14 protein-coding genes and 1 other annotated feature are annotated in these 15883 nt (G+C 38.8%); all 14 genes read right to left on the bottom strand.

The window, feature by feature from the left end; genetic code table 11:
* Nucleotides 1-27 precede the first annotated feature (27 nt).
* The 14 genes from obgE to ACR65M_RS00390 all read right to left on the bottom strand — a co-directional run bounded on the left by obgE (nt 28) and on the right by ACR65M_RS00390 (nt 15837).
* Complete coding sequence (gene obgE, locus ACR65M_RS00325; RefSeq protein WP_121447723.1) at nt 28-1314, bottom strand: GTPase ObgE; 1287 nt, start codon at nt 1312-1314, stop codon at nt 28-30.
* A 33-nt stretch (nt 1315-1347) separates the two neighbouring features.
* Nucleotides 1348-1887: a Spo0B C-terminal domain-containing protein gene (locus ACR65M_RS00330; RefSeq protein ID WP_440272242.1), complete on the bottom strand. Its 540-nt coding sequence runs from the start codon at nt 1885-1887 to the stop codon at nt 1348-1350.
* A gap of 430 nt (nt 1888-2317) precedes the next feature.
* A complete protein-coding gene (gene rpmA, locus ACR65M_RS00335) occupies nt 2318-2611 on the bottom strand; it encodes a 50S ribosomal protein L27 (protein WP_309099782.1) in 294 nt (97 codons plus the stop codon).
* A gap of 29 nt (nt 2612-2640) precedes the next feature.
* On the bottom strand, nt 2641-2967 hold the full coding sequence (locus ACR65M_RS00340) for a ribosomal-processing cysteine protease Prp (protein WP_341330749.1): 327 nt from the start codon (nt 2965-2967) through the stop codon (nt 2641-2643).
* An 11-nt stretch (nt 2968-2978) separates the two neighbouring features.
* Nucleotides 2979-3287 (bottom strand): 50S ribosomal protein L21, encoded by a 309-nt coding sequence (gene rplU, locus ACR65M_RS00345; protein ID WP_010678279.1) that lies wholly within the window; start codon nt 3285-3287, stop codon nt 2979-2981.
* Nucleotides 3288-3303: 16 nt separating this feature from the next.
* Nucleotides 3304-3383: a sequence feature (ribosomal protein L21 leader region), on the bottom strand.
* A gap of 64 nt (nt 3384-3447) precedes the next feature.
* The gene (locus tag ACR65M_RS00350; RefSeq protein WP_440272243.1) at nt 3448-4914 is read right to left on the bottom strand and encodes an Rne/Rng family ribonuclease; all 1467 of its coding nucleotides are present in this window, start codon (nt 4912-4914) and stop codon (nt 3448-3450) included.
* 59 nt (nt 4915-4973) lie between these two features.
* Nucleotides 4974-5840, bottom strand: a complete 867-nt coding sequence (locus ACR65M_RS00355) for a M50 family metallopeptidase (RefSeq protein ID WP_440272244.1) — start codon at nt 5838-5840, stop codon at nt 4974-4976.
* Nucleotides 5833-6612, bottom strand: coding sequence for a peptidoglycan DD-metalloendopeptidase family protein (locus tag ACR65M_RS00360; protein WP_440272245.1), 780 nt, complete (start codon nt 6610-6612; stop codon nt 5833-5835). Before ACR65M_RS00360 ends, ACR65M_RS00355 begins: the two co-directional genes overlap by 8 nt.
* A 123-nt stretch (nt 6613-6735) precedes the next feature.
* On the bottom strand, nt 6736-11145 hold the full coding sequence (locus ACR65M_RS00365) for a S8 family serine peptidase (protein ID WP_440272246.1): 4410 nt from the start codon (nt 11143-11145) through the stop codon (nt 6736-6738).
* 644 nt (nt 11146-11789) lie between these two features.
* Nucleotides 11790-12590 (bottom strand): septum site-determining protein MinD, encoded by an 801-nt coding sequence (minD, locus tag ACR65M_RS00370; protein ID WP_341330743.1) that lies wholly within the window; start codon nt 12588-12590, stop codon nt 11790-11792.
* Between the two features lie 2 nt (nt 12591-12592).
* Entirely contained in the window at nt 12593-13285 is a 693-nt protein-coding gene (gene minC, locus ACR65M_RS00375; protein ID WP_440272290.1) for a septum site-determining protein MinC, read from the bottom strand.
* Between the two features lie 83 nt (nt 13286-13368).
* Nucleotides 13369-13878, bottom strand: coding sequence for a rod shape-determining protein MreD (gene mreD, locus ACR65M_RS00380; RefSeq protein ID WP_165918213.1), 510 nt, complete (start codon nt 13876-13878; stop codon nt 13369-13371).
* A complete protein-coding gene (gene mreC / locus ACR65M_RS00385; protein ID WP_121447714.1) occupies nt 13875-14738 on the bottom strand; it encodes a rod shape-determining protein MreC in 864 nt (287 codons plus the stop codon). Before mreC ends, mreD begins: the two co-directional genes overlap by 4 nt.
* 76 nt (nt 14739-14814) lie before the next feature.
* On the bottom strand, nt 14815-15837 hold the full coding sequence (locus ACR65M_RS00390; protein ID WP_099352118.1) for a rod shape-determining protein: 1023 nt from the start codon (nt 15835-15837) through the stop codon (nt 14815-14817).
* Nucleotides 15838-15883: the final 46 nt, after the last annotated feature.

The following is a 15883-nucleotide window of genomic DNA, read 5'->3' on the forward strand; positions in this document are numbered from 1 at the left end:
CTACTTACCTTCTTTTAAACATGTTATTTATTCTATAAATTCAAATTCATATTCAAGCAATTTTACGATATCCCCGTGTTTTGCACCTTTTTCACGTAATGCGTCGTCGATTCCCATACCACGCAATTGGCGGGCGAATCGTTTTACTGACTCATCTCTTGTAAAATCAGTCATCTTAAAGAGTTTTTCGACTCGTTCTCCAGAAATTACAAAAGAGCCGTCACTTTCACGCGAAATAACAAAATCGACTTCTTCTTTTTCGTGACGATACATCACACGGTGATTGCTCGTATCTTCCTCGACCTCTAGCGGAAATTCTGGAGTCGTTTCAAGTAAATCTGCAATCGTGAATAACAAGTCGCGAAGACCTTGTCTCGTTATTGCCGAAATTGGAAAAATTTTCACATCATCCTGGAGCTTCTCTTTGAATGCTTTTAAATTTTCTTCAGCTTCAGGTATATCCATTTTATTTGCGACCACCACTTGTGGACGTTCAGTTAAACGAAGATTATATTCCTTTAATTCTTGATTAATAGTGAGATAATCCTCATAAGGATCGCGCCCTTCCATTGCTGACATATCAATTACATGAACAATGACTCTTGTTCGTTCAATATGTCTCAAAAATTGATGTCCCAGTCCGACGCCTTGGTGTGCTCCCTCAATTAAACCAGGAAGGTCAGCCATCACAAAGCTGCGTCCATCTTCTGTTTCAACAACACCAAGATTTGGTACAATCGTTGTAAAATGGTACTCTGCAATTTTTGGTTTTGCAGCAGAAACAACGGATAATAGAGTAGACTTTCCTACACTTGGAAAACCAACTAGACCTACATCAGCTAAAACCTTAAGTTCAAGTTTTACATAACGTTCCTGTCCTGGCTCACCATTTTCAGCAATTTCTGGTGCAGGATTTGCTGGTGTTGCAAATCGAGAGTTTCCTCTTCCACCACGACCACCTTTAGCGATAACTGCTCTTTGGCCATGCTGTGTTAAATCTGCAATAACCACACCTGTATCATCATCTGTTACGACTGTGCCAGGGGGAACCTTAACAACCATCGGCTCAGCGTTCTTTCCGTGCTGATTCTTAGACATTCCATGTTCCCCACGTTTTGCTTTAAAGTGGCGTTGGTATCGGAAGTCCATTAAGGTTCTTAAACCTTCTTCAACTTCAAAAATGACGTCCGCGCCTTTTCCACCATCTCCACCTGCAGGACCACCCATTGGAACATATTTCTCACGACGATAAGCAACCATCCCGTTACCACCGTCTCCACCTTTTACATACACTTTGACTTGATCAACAAACATCTCTTACCTCCGGTTATTTATGCACCTAAATTTTCATGCAATATGTATTGTTATACTTACTTCTTTATTATGTACTTTATACTCAGTTATTTGCGGGAATTGTTCTGATTGGCTTATTCTAGTTAACCAATTTGTAAGGTATTCCCTATCTTTTAGTATTCCACTAAAATCGAAAAAGAATCGAGTTTCCTCTAACGAACAGTCTATAGTAAGGGATAAATGATTTTCTCCCATTTCATCTACCGCTTCTTCCAGTATCGCAAAAAATTGCGAACACCATTCTGTTAGTTTTGAATCGTAGTTTGATAAATTTCGAATATCACCGACAACATCATAGTCAAATTGATATTTATGAGGCTCCCAATTTAAGGTCATGATAAGTGCAGCAAAAGTTGGAATTTGTAAATTTGTAAGATGTGTTTCATTTTGAGCATCTATAACAATTTCTTCAATTATCGTATTAACCCGATCAATTTTATTTAGTGCGATGTTCCCTTTGATTAGCTGTATTTTATTTAACCAATCGTGACGTGTATGTTTTAAAACTTCAATCGTACTCCAATTTTTATTCATGTCATTTCCCCTAAAATTCAATGTGTCAATAGACAACATTTAGATTTCGAATCTTGTCTAAAAATTATATCAAACCTTGGAAAATAACACTACAATCTACAATCAGGATTATATCAATAATACAAAAAAGAGGTTAAAAAGGACCGCTTCGACAAAAACGCCACGGCTTCATGTCTTGTCGACACTAGCACATCCTGTGCGTCGAAAGTTCAAGGCGGCGCAGCTTTGAGGACCGGAGCAAGGTAACTGCTTGAGTTAACATCCTTGCAGCCCTGCGCTGAGGAATTAACTTCTTGAATAAACTAGTAGACGCAAGCGCATAAACTAGTTGTTCTCGATGTTCGCTGGAGCAATGACCGCAGAAGTTCGAAGTGTCATTTTCATCCTCCAAAAAATAAAACTCTAACCTTAAGGTTAGAGTTTTACACGATTACGCTTCTTGCGCAGCTGGGTATACACTTACTTGTTTGCGGTCACGGCCTACACGCTCAAATTTAACAACTCCGTCAACTTTTGCGAATAGAGTGTCGTCACCACCACGGCCAACGTTTACTCCTGGGTAAATTTTAGTACCACGTTGACGGTATAAAATTGATCCACCAGTTACGAATTGACCGTCAGCACGTTTTGCACCAAGACGTTTCGCGATTGAATCACGACCGTTTTTAGTACTACCTACCCCTTTTTTAGAAGCGAAGAATTGAAGGTCTAATCTTACGAACATTATTGTCCACCTCCTATTAATGAAGTTTTTTAGGATTGAATTTTCATATATTGTCCATAATCAAGTTCAATCGTTTGTAAGGATACAAGCATTCCCTCTAGAAGAAGCTGCACCTTTTCCCTCGTTGCCTCATCCTCGAGTTGAGGAATTTGACAGCGGAGGAATCCATTTTTTTCTTGTTCCAATATCGGCTCTACTTTACAGAGAGCATATATGGAATTAATGGCACCAAAAGCAACTGCTGAGGCACCTGCACAAACGATATCCTTTCCAGGAACATCATATTCGGCATGTCCACTCATTGTAAACGAGTCGATTCTACCAGAACTATTACGGTTAATAGTTACTTTTATCATGATAGAAAGCCTTATGCGTTGATTTTTTCGATTGTAACTTTAGTGTAAGGTTGACGATGACCTTGTTTTTTACGGTAGTTCTTTTTAGCCTTGTATTTGAAAACAATGATCTTCTTAGCGCGACCTTGCTTTTCAACTTTAGCTGTAACAGTTGCACCTTCAACAGTTGGGCTGCCAACTTTTACGTTTTCGCCACCTACGAATAAAACTTTGTCAAAAGTAACTGTTCCACCTTGTTCTACGTCAAGCTTTTCAACATAGATTTCTTGGCCTTCTTGAACTTTGATTTGCTTACCGCCAGTTTCAATAATTGCGTACATATTTGCACCTCCTAATAGTATGACTAAGACTCGCCAATACACAGGCGCTCCATTGATGGAAACTTAACTACCTGGAATGAGCGGTTGTAGCAGTGGGTGCTACAAACAATAACATGAAAATATTATCACAAAGACAAGTTGGAGTCAATCATTTCTTAAATTAGGATTGATTATTTAGCCTTCCTTCCACTTCATCAATGGATCCTGTATGTCTAATTAAATAGTCATGTCGGGGAGAAGCTATTTCAGTTACATAAATACGAAAAGACAGGGCTTCTTCCAAACGTTTCTTATGATTCATGTTTTCTCCGAGCAGTACTTGTTTTACATCTGCAGTTGTTTCAACCCAAATCGCATCGTGGTCCATGCCTTGATGTTCCCATAATTCACGCTCTAGTTTGAAAGCAATCGTCTCGGCAGAGTCTACCCGTCCTGTACCTGAACAAGTTGGACAACTCGTCTGCAATATTCCTGAAAGATCTTGCCTGGTTTTCTTACGGGTTAGCTCGAGAATACCTAGAGAAGTAAAGCCATGAATAGTGATCCGATTTCGATCTTCCTTCGCTACAGAACGTAAGGCTTGGATGACTTTTTGGCGATCATCATTATGCTTCATATCAATAAAATCAACCAAGACAATACCACTAATATCTCGAAGCCTGAGTTGAGAAGCAATTTCTTTTGCTGCTGCGATATTTGTTTTAAACACCGTATCTCGCAAATTTTCTTTTCCTTGAAACTTTCCAGTATTTACATCAATTATTGTTAAAGCCTCTGTCTGCTCAATTAATAAGTACGCCCCATTATCTAGCCATACAATATGCTTAAGTGCTTTTGCAATTTCCCGTTCTATTCCGTAAGAAGAAAAAATGTTTTCTTTTCCACGAAAAAAAGAGACTTTTTCACCTATTAGAGCTTTGATCTGTTTATATTCTTGCGCCTCATCAATTACAATTTCCTTAATATGTTCAAACTGATGCTCAAGTAAAATTTTAGCAACAAGATTATTGGCATCAAACAAAAGACTTGGAGGCTTAAGTTGTTTTTGCTTTTCAATTAATGAATTGAAACGGCTTCTTTGAAATTCAAGCTCATTTAGAATGATTGATTCATCCTGATTTTCACAAGCAGTCCGGAGAATGAGACCTTCAGAGTTTTCAAGATGTGTTTTTCCAAATTTACGCCATCTTTCCCTTTCTTCTTCCTCTTTCATTTTCCTCGAAACAGCTACATAATTCCCAAACGGCGAATAGACAAGGGAAGTTCCAGGAAACTCTATAAGTCCAGTTAGTTTGGGGCCCTTTCGCTCTGTCCCTTCTTTCGTAACTTGAACAATAATTTCCTCACCTTGTCTAATAAAATGAGCGATACTTTTATCTTTTTCACTTTGGGGTGAAAGATGGTAGGAAGCAAGCTGCTCTCGTCCGATATAGCCGTTTCTGCCTATACCAATATCTACAAAAGCTGCCTGCATACCTGGAAGAACGTCTATCACTCGACCCTTATATACATTTCCAACGATTTCTTTATGTGTAGGTTGCTGGATATTCAACTCTAGAACTTTATGATCCTCTACTACCGCTACGCGCTTTTCACTTGTCTTAACATTTATTATAATTGTCTTCAAACTCTTGATCCTCGCTTTAACATTTCACTCTACCTTATAATGTACCTCATTTGGAAATGTCAATACAAGTAGAGAAGCTCACCGACAGGTTGCGTAATTTTTTTATCATTAAAATAGGCATATAGCAGCTCATTTTCATCAAGAGGCTGTTGGTTTTCTCCGTCCTTTCTAATGACAATGGGGTGCTTACAACCTCGTTGAAACATCGAGAGTACGGAATACACCATTTCAGTTTCGTCCACAACGAGTGGCTTCAATTTCGTAAAGGTGTCCTGCTTACCGTAATAGCGTTCCAGTAAGAATCTCATGAAGACATAATGCCGTTTCTTCCATTCCATGATAATCGAAAAGAATAGGAAGGATAAAATCACCCAGAGATTTAGATTTTTCGGGCTATAGAATAACATTCCAATTAAGATTAGCCCTGCTACCATGCAGGATACGATAAGCATCCGTTTATGTGCCTCAAAAAAAGAATGCTTATAAGAAAAAAACAAATATAGTAATTTCCCTCCATCTAATGGCCAAATTGGAAGAAGATTAAAGACTAGAATGACCACGTTATGGTACAGAAACAAATCAAACGTTTTTGGAGATATGACTGAACCCAAAAACAGGCAATACGCAACACCCACTAACCAAATATGTTGCAGTGGACCTGCTAAAATCACGAGGAGTTCTTCCTTTAAAGGACGATTCCCATGTTCATCCATCTCTGCCACTCCACCAAATGGTAGGAGCTGAATCTTCTTAATTCTCCATGAAAAAAAATGGGCACATGCAGCATGTCCCATCTCGTGGACCAATATGATTAAAAACAGCATCAATAGTTCTCTAAAATGTGCAGTAACAACCGCAATTGCGACGATAAGCCAAAGTAGAGGATGTATTTCTATTTTTCTTAGAAGTTTTACGTAATTATTCAAATTTTATCACCTGTATCGGGTCAATAAATGTTTCACCTTGCTTTATTGCAAAATAATACGATCCTTTGTTCTCGCCTTCAGGGTCTTGAACCTTTCCAACCTCTTGTCCTGTCTCTACATAATCATATAGTTTTACATTTACTGATCCTAAATTTCCATACCAAGTTTCAGTGCCATCGCTATGTTGAATCACCACAGTTTTGCCTAGATCCCCTTTAACTGCAACTTCTGTCACATTTCCTGCATTCATTGCCTCTACTACCTTGCTGTCGGTTTCAACTATAATACCTTGACCATTTGCTTCAAAAGTCTCGGTCACTGTTCCAGCTGCAGGAAGGGCATATTTACCGGGTTCAGGTGTATCAACTTTGTCTTTGTTTTGATTAATAGGAATTAAAGCTAGTGGACTACCAAAAGTATCTTTATACCATTCAGTTACAGCTGCAAATTGAAATTCAGTTTCCATTGTACTAGATACAAAATGCCGGACCTTTTCAAAATTAGGCGACTGATTTTTAAATATAATTCCAATTGACAACACAAGAATGGCTGAAAGAAGTACCTTAAATAAAAAAACTTCTTTTCGGAAGAGTGGATGGCCTCCATCTCCAGGTCCACCCCCATCGAAAGATGCGTATGTACTGCCTCCAAATCGCTCTTCATCATTTGCTAAAAAGGGGGAAACAGTCTTATGGTGATTAGTGGGGCTCGGGTATCTGGAACGCTTTCTCTTCGCAATCCGCCTTCTAATTTCATTCGCTCGATTACTCATATATTCACATCATCCCTTGTCCATATTATTTGTACAAGTTTATGATTAAAGGAACTAAGATATGACAATATTGAAGCACTCGAAAAAAGAAGGATGAGATTTCTCCCATCCTCCTTCTTCTACTTATTTATTTTTTCCTGGTTTGTCAGGTTTTCCTGGTTTATCAGGCTTTCCTGGCTTCCCTTTCCCTGGCTTTCCATCATCTTCTTGAACATTGATAAACAGCTTACCAGTTGCAACTTTTCGAGCCTCATTGCCATATTCATCCCTTACAATAACCTCAATTTCAGCACCTTCTGCAACTACGCTTGAAACAGCCGTCCAATAACCAACGTAGTCACCAGGAGATACCTCTTGTACTGGAAGTTCTGTAGCATTGCTAAGATCAGCTTTTGCGTTCGTTAAAGGCATCCGAATCGCAAAAGTTGCATCTAATCCAGGTTCAGTTGTGAATTCAATTTTCACACTTTCACCAGATTGTAAATGTACATCCTCTGTAGGTTTAAGATCAGCTATTGTTATTTCACCAAATTTAGCCGTCACAGTAACCTGATTAGTAGTTGTATTACCTGCTTTATCTGTAGCAACGACCTCGATATTATTTTCACCATTTTCAAGTAAAATGCGTTTTGAGAAACTTCCGTCTGTGATAGTTGCATTTTCACCATTTACTGTCACAGATTCAATATTTTCATCTTGAACAGTACCTGTCACTGTTACCGTTTCTTTATTTGTCTTTGAACCATCTTCAGGGCTTGTAATTGCGAGTTCCGGAGATGTTTGGTCAAGAACAACTACAACAGGTTCTGATGCATCAGTAATTCCTGTATCAGTTGAAGCTTTAGCTGTTAGTGAATTCTCACCATCCTGCAGTTCAATATCAACTGAAAAAGTACCAGCATCTGTTGTTTCAGTTGTCGCTATTTCTTCCCCATTGTTAAAGACATGAACAGTAGTAGTCGGTGCTGCCTTTCCTTCAACAGTAACAGTTGATTCATTCGTGTAAGCACCTGTTATTGGAGAAGTAATGGTCGGAGCCGTTACCTCATAATTAACTGTTGCACGAATCATGTAATTACCTTCAGCTTCTGGAGCTAATGACCATGCTCCTCCAACCAACTGCCAGCTACGACCTGAATACTCCCCATCTTCATCGGTTCCAAGTCCCGGTGCATTTGGATTTGGATCTGCTTGAATGTATACCATATAGAAGTCTCCTTCTACGATGATACCTTCAGCTGCAAGATCCACATTTGTCCATTCACCAGTTCGTAGAGCAGTTGCATCAATCGGCCCAGCAAGTTTTTTACCTGGTGTTCCATCTGCTCCAGTTGCATCCCATACTTCTACTTTGAAATCCGTTCCTCCTGGTGTTGGCCATGTTGTATCCCAGAAACGGAATTGTCCTCCTGTAACAAGAGCAGCATTTTGACCTTCATTTAATGACATTTTCACTGCCCATCCATTGCCAGCATCATAGAAAGCACGTGCATTTTCTGCAGTTCCATCGTCATAACCAATTTCACCAGGATATCCGATGAATGGTCTTAATTCTACGTTTTGCGAAACCTCACCATTTCCTTCGAGAACAACTTCAAATGATTCACTATAATAGGAAGGTGCCATTACTCGAACTGTATACGTACCTTCATATGCAGTAAGTGAATAGTGACCATCTTCATCTGTCACAACTGGTGCAACATTTGCATCTTCGACGAGTAATAGAGTCGCACCTGAAACTGGTTCACCTGTTGCCGCATTTGTAATCGTACCTGTTACTGTTCCTTGTGCTTTCTCCTCTAAAACAAAGTTTGCTACTGCTTCACCATCTGCCTCGACTGTTACAGTTTGTTGCGCTGGATGATATCCATAGCTTTCAGCAACTACTGTAAAATCACCTGTGCCATGAATTAATTCATAAGCCCCAGTGGCTGGATTAGTTGTAACAGATCTGCCCGATTCTAATACACTTACTTGAGCATTTAAAGGTAAAGCTTGTGGGCTATTTTCTTTAACATCTACTTCCTTGAACTCGATGTTATAACCTTCTGGCTGAATTTTTGCTGGGTCAACTTTTTCTCCTTCTTTTAGAGAAACTGAACTGTCACCTCTATCCGCGCTGTCACCCTTCGTAGGTTGTACTCCTAATTGCGCTTTACTTTGACCAGTTAGTTGCTCGTTTGATAAACGTACATCATCAATGTACCAACCATCACGTGTAACACTTCCATCAGTTGTTACATTGAAGCCAATATATACACGTTGTCCCGCATAATCTGATAAATCAACTTCTGCGGATTGCCATCCAGAAGATGTATCTGTGATCCGTAGTAATTGTGTCCAGTTTTCCATATCTGTAGAAACAAATACATGACCATAATCCCAGTTACGTTCAAGATTAAACCAGTTCATATATTGTAGATATGACGGACCTTCAGGCAGGTCAACTGGCGGCATAACAAGAGTCATATTCGCTCCGCTACTATATTGTCCAGCTAGATTCGTAGCATATACTTTTTCTCCGGAATGTGCACCATTAGGTCCACTTGTAGGAACACCCCATTGCCAAGAATCACCCGCACCATAGGAGAACCAACCCACAGGAGTAGATTCAAAATCTTGGAAATAACCGACTGAGATTCCTGGCTGAACAGTAACTTCGTATACTTCAGTCGTTAAATCATTTTGACCAAAATCAACAACCTGCCAACGATATGAAACTGAAGGCTCTGCAATTTCTTCACCTGGAATCACTGCTTCATATGTTCCTTCATTGTACGTACCTGATGTTTGAGTAGCTGATACATTCACCCACTCACCATCTTGATTTTCATATTGAAGTACAACAGATGTAATGCTTATGTTGTCTTGTACTGAAATAGAAAGTGGTAAATCCATACCTGCATAGGTTTCAGAAGGAGCTGCATGTTCAAACGTTGGAGCCTCTTCATCCACACCATCCTTTGCAACTTGACCTTTAATTTTACCTAGTCCAGATGCAACTGAGGAAACAGCTAGATAGGCATTAGCCAAACCATAACCATAACCAAAGTTAGGTGATTCTGGGAAGGTACCGTCAGTTAAAGGCGTTGCAGTTGATATAATGATCTCTTCAATTTGCTCAATCGTTAATGACGCGTTTGCTTGCTTTAATAACGCTACAATAGCAGAGATATGCGGACCTGCCATTGATGTTCCATTCCATCCACCTTCATACCCACTGCCTGGAACGGATGAACGAATATTCACACCTGGAGCTGAAATATCCGGTTTAATATCCCCTTCATATGGTGAAGGACCTTGTAACGAGAAGTTTGCCAAACGATCATTAATATCCGTTGCTCCAGTTGCAAACGATTCAGGATAGTTTGCTGGTGTAGCAATTGACCCTGGGCCACCTGGATTAAATAAAGTTGTATTACCTGCAGAAAACTCTGGGAAAATATCGGCTGCTCTCCAGTTTTGGACCATCGGGCGATACCATTCATCTAAACCAGGTCCTCCACCCCATGAATTGTTAACAACATCAGGAGCCATATCTGGGTTACCGCCAGGAGCGATAATCCATTGCCCAGCTTCTAATAAGTCAATATCTGACCCTCCGGCATCTGTAAATGCTTTAACTGCGATCCACTTTGCACCTGGGGCAACACCAATCTGATTAGCACCATTTGGCTCTGCACCAACCATTGTACCTGTAACATGTGTACCATGACCAATATCGTCATACGGAGTAGATTGACCAGCAGTTGCATCAAACCAGCTATATTGGTGGTTCGGATTGCTTGGATTAGCTGGGTCATAGCCACGGTACTGCTCCATTAATGCTGGATGATTCCATTGAACACCCGTATCAATGCTCGCGACAACCGTACCAGAACCATCGATTCCCATCTCCCAAACCTGTGGAGCTCCAACACGATCAATATTCCACTCAATGTTTTGAGGGGTCGCTTTGGATTCAACTGCTACTGAAGACTTTTCCGTTACTGGAACATGCAATGTTCGTGTTTCATTAGGTAACACTTTTTCAACTTCAGGGAACGATGCAATTTTCTCCATAACATCTTTCGTAGCGGTAACCGCCATTCCGTTTACAATGAAAAAGGATTTGATATCTTTTGCATTACCGGAAACCTCTTCTTTTTGTAGATATGTCTTAACATCACCTTGTGTTTCAATCGCTGTTGTACGAAGTTCTGAAACGATTGCATTTCGTTTAATCGATTTTGTTTTAGCTACAGTAGATTTTTGAATACTAGCTTTTTTAGCAGCTTCATTTGCTACTTTTTTAGAATCAACTTGTTCCTTGAACTTAACCAGAAAGGTAACCATCTTCTCATCGGCAAATTGGTCTTTTAAGCTTTTAGAAATTTTACTTGAAGCAACTTCCTTTTTATTTCCTAGATAAGATGTTGAAGTTTCCTTTTCCTGAGCAAATGTTTGCGGTGCCATTACACTTGGTGCTAGTAATAACGCACACATTACAATACTTGCAACCTTTGTTAACCTACGTTTCCCTTTTTTCCTCATCAAGTTTCCTCCCTCTATTTTTTTATGATCTGATATGTCCTCCTTTCGTAAGAATCCTATACTCCAATGCATTGGGGTCTGTTCGGTATTTCTCATTGATAAATACCGCGTATTTCCAACCGGAAATAACATTATGTAGAAGTACAGGTATGAATTAACCTTAGCTAAAAAAATATGAAAAAAGTGTCGAAAAACGACTTATTTGTTTGAAGATTCAGAATTTGGTTAATTTGTATTATATGGAAAAAGATAAATAAGGAGTTTAGTACGAATAAATATATTTTCGTTATATTATTGTTTTTTTGGGGGTTTTCCAAGAAAATGGGGATTTTGCTTTACCTTACTTAACAAAAGATTGGTAATTTATTTGTTAGGTAGATTGACTTATTTGTAATGTCTTTGTAAATATTTTCACAAAAATGATTATATTCTCCTTCTGATTTTTCTGGAATTATTTAGGTAAATAAGAATTTGGTAAATAATCCCTCCTAATTTCAGTATTACGATAGGTATAGTCTCCTAAGTTACATTGATAAATTTGATGGGAAAGGACTAAACTCTCATAGTTGTCGTTTAATTTCTATATGTACAACATAGAGGAATCTTTTTACAGCAACAAAAAACCACCTTATTTTGAAGGTGGTTTAACGTACGCCAAAGAATTTCTTGATTTTTGAGAACATCCCCTTTGGATCGTTATCAAGAGATTGAAGTGGAATCGACTCCCCAAGAATTCTCCGAGCTATATTTCGATATGCAATTGCTGTTTTGCTGCTTGAATTTAACGCAATCGGCTCACCATTGTTTGATGCTTTAATGACTTCATCATCATCTGAGACAATTCCGATTAAGTCGATTGAGAGATGTGTCACAATTTCATCAATATCAAGCATCTCACCTGATTTCATCATATGATTCCGAATCCGGTTTACAATTAGACGTGGAGGCTCTATATCCTCTTTTTCAAGTAATCCAATTATGCGGTCTGCGTCTCGAACGGCAGAAGTTTCTGGTGTTGTTACAACAATAGCTTTGTCAGCTCCAGCGATAGCATTTTGAAAGCCTTGTTCAATACCGGCAGGACAGTCAATGATTATATAATCAAAATCCTGTTTTAACTCCTCTACCAAATTCTTCATTTGGCTAGGTTCTACTGCAGTTTTATCACTTGTTTGGGCAGCTGGCAGTAAATAAAGATGGTCATCGAATCTTTTATCTTTAACTAAGGCTTGTTTAAGCTTACAACGCCCCTGTACAACGTCAACTAAATCATAAATGATTCGATTTTCAAGACCCATAACAACATCTAGATTACGCAGGCCAATATCTGTATCTATTAAACATACTCGTTTCCCTAGCACAGCCAAGGAAGTGCCTACGTTAGCAGACGTGGTCGTCTTTCCGACTCCACCTTTTCCTGATGTTATAACTATAGCCTCTCCCACAGCTAGATTCCCCCTTCTAACCTTGTTAAATTAGGTCTTAAATGAGTTAACTGTTGCAATCTATCTACTACAATTGTCTCATTATCGTCCACATAGGCACATTCCATAAGATTGTTGTCTGTTTGAACAGCATCTGGTGCTCTATTCATGATGTCACCAATTCGAAGCTGTGTAGGTTTCATAACTGATGCAGTAATGATTGCATCTCGTCTCCCATTGAAACCAGCATGTGCAATTCCACGTAAAGTGCCTAAAATAAAAATATTTCCTCCCGCAATTACCGTAGCTCCAGGGTTCACGTCACCAACTAACATAAGATCTCCTTCGACCTCTAGAACTTGTCCGGAACGAATCACCTTAGCAACTGAAACAATTTCATGTTTCTTTCTCATCTCTTCTGCTTCTTGTTTTGTAATGACATTACTATCAATTAAATCTACGACTAAATGTTTTTTATTTCGAATAATCGATCTGATTTCTTCTTCTTGATCATGTGATAAAAAACGATTACCAATCTTTACTTTAACAGGAACAAACGGAACATCCTCATTCCGCTTCTGATTCAAGGAAAGCTTAATCTCTAAGTCTTCGATTAGCTCTTTAAATGAACAAGAATCATCGAGATGCAACGTTAGTCCGTCTTTTGTCCCTTTTATTGTAACATACTGTTGTTTTTGTCCTTTCACGACGTTCACCTCAACGATAATATACTTCAACAAGAGACTCCATTTTTCCTGTTAATTATCAAATTTTTTTAAGAGATTCTATCAAATTCTACTTATTCTTCAATATGCAGCTTTCCTAGTAATTTCTTAAAGGGAAATGCAAACACTAGTATAAATATACTATTTATTAGTAACGTCGGTAAAATTCGGATTTGAAGGAATCGTTCTATTGAAATAGTAGTAGATCCGATTACCAAATTTACACCATACACACAAAATTCCAACACAAAGATTCCAATGAGACTTAGAAAAGAGATGACAAAGATATTTGTTTGTAAAATTCGACTTGCCCAGGAAATAAGATAAACCACAAGTGTGTATAAAAATAAGTAAACTCCTAAAACTTCCGTATAAACAATATCATATAGTAAACCAAAGATAGCCCCATATAGAAGTCCCATTGGTTTATTAAAATAGACTGTAGTAAAAGCAATCAATAAAAATAAAAAACGGGGTACAAAGACATTTTCTTTGTGAAATATATCTACTGGCACTAAATCAACAAAGCTGCTCTCTAGTAAAAAAACAAAGGACAAAATAAGGGGAAGAACGAAACGCTTCACGATTCTTCCTCCTCCTCTTCCGGTACAATCATCGTTCTCTCGACAATGATAACATGATCAATTTCATAAAAATCAGCAGCTGGTCTGATGTAGGCTGTTTTTGTTAATCCATAATCGTCAGGTACAATATCCATAACCTCACCAATATATAGTTCACTTGGGAAAATTCCACCTAGTCCGGAAGTAAGTACCTTTTGATCTTTTTCAATCTTAGAATCTGGCGTATTGATTTTAAATAGTAGAGCTTCTTTTTCCTCGTCATACCCCTCAATTAACCCCATAATCTTTGATTCTCCTTGAATGTAGGCAGAGATTCGATTAATGCGATTAGGGGAACTCAAAAGCTGGATGGTGGAAGTAAATGTGTTAGCATGCTTTACCTTACCAATTAATCCTTTTGAGGTGACAACCGCCATGTCAACTTTCACACCATGCCGAGTTCCACGATTAACTGTAATAATTTCATGCCATTGATCAGGGTTACGTCCTATTACAGTGGCCTGAATTTTATTAAAATGATCAAGTGATTCCGTTTTTTCCAAGACATCACGTAATTTTCCGTTTTCTTTCTCTAACTCCTGTACTTTTGCTTCTAATTGACCATATGAATCAAGCTTTTCCTTTAAGAGTTTATTCTCTTCATATGTATTTTGAATATGATTGATATTATCAAAAAATCCCGCAATGGCTTGTGAGGGCTGATGAAAAACACTTTGAACCCAACCAACTGAGTCTTTTATAAATTGCTCCGGCCATGATAATTTGTTACGCTCTTGTAAGGAAAATCCAATCAATGCCACTAGAACGATGATACAAACAAGTAAGATGATTAGTCGCTTATTGAGAAAAAATTGTGGCATGTGTTACACCCTCTAACTAAACTTTAAATTTCAACACATATAGTGGGGAAGTTAAATTCCCCACTATTAAAGTATCTTATCGTAAATCCTTTGATTTCCCTTTAAATAAATGGATATGGTCGAGTGCCTTACCGGTACCGATTGCGACACAATCTAATGGGTTTTCTGCGATAAGGACAGGCATACTAGTCTCTTCACTAATAACCTTATCCAAATTACGTAAAAGAGCTCCCCCACCTGCTAATACAATTCCACGGTCCATAATATCTGCTGCTAATTCAGGTGGCGTCTTTTCAAGCGTATTTTTAACAGCATCGACTATCGCATACACTGTATCATGAAGGGCTCCCGAAATTTCCTCTGCTGTAATTTCAATTGTTTTTGGTAAACCAGTTAGTAAGTCTCTTCCGCGGATTTCCATGTTTTCTACACCTTCTGGAGCACCCGCTGATCCAATCTCAACCTTGATTGCTTCCGCTGTCCGATCTCCAATCATAAGGTTGTAGGTCTTTCGAATGTATTGAATAATTGCATCATCCATTTCATCACCAGCAATACGGATGGACTGACTTGTAACGATTCCACCTAAAGAAATGATTGCTACTTCTGTTGTACCTCCACCAATATCAACGATCATACTGCCAGTTGGTTCCCATACAGGAAGGTTAGCCCCAATTGCCGCTGCGAATGGCTCCTCGATAGGATACGCATCTCTCGCACCAGCCTGACGAGTCGCGTCGATTACCGCGCGTTGTTCAACTGCTGTAATACCAGATGGTACACAAACCATAATATATGGTTTTCTTGAAAAAAAGTTCTTTGTTTTAACCGCTTGATTTATGTAATACTTCATCATTGTGGCAGTTGTTTCGTAGTCAGCGATGACTCCATCCTTCATAGGACGAAGCGCAACAACATTCCCAGGTGTACGCCCAATCATGTTTTTAGCATCATTTCCGACTGCCACAATCTGCTTTGTATCTGTTTGCATGGCAACGACCGATGGCTCTCTCACTGCAATTCCTTTACCTTTAATGAAAACAAGCGTATTAGCCGTTCCTAAATCTATACCAAGGTCTCTTGTACCTATTCCAAACATATATGTATCTTCCTTTCTGATACGCGAATAAAGAGTTGTAATAATT

Source organism: Ferdinandcohnia sp. SAFN-114, assembly GCF_059415045.1.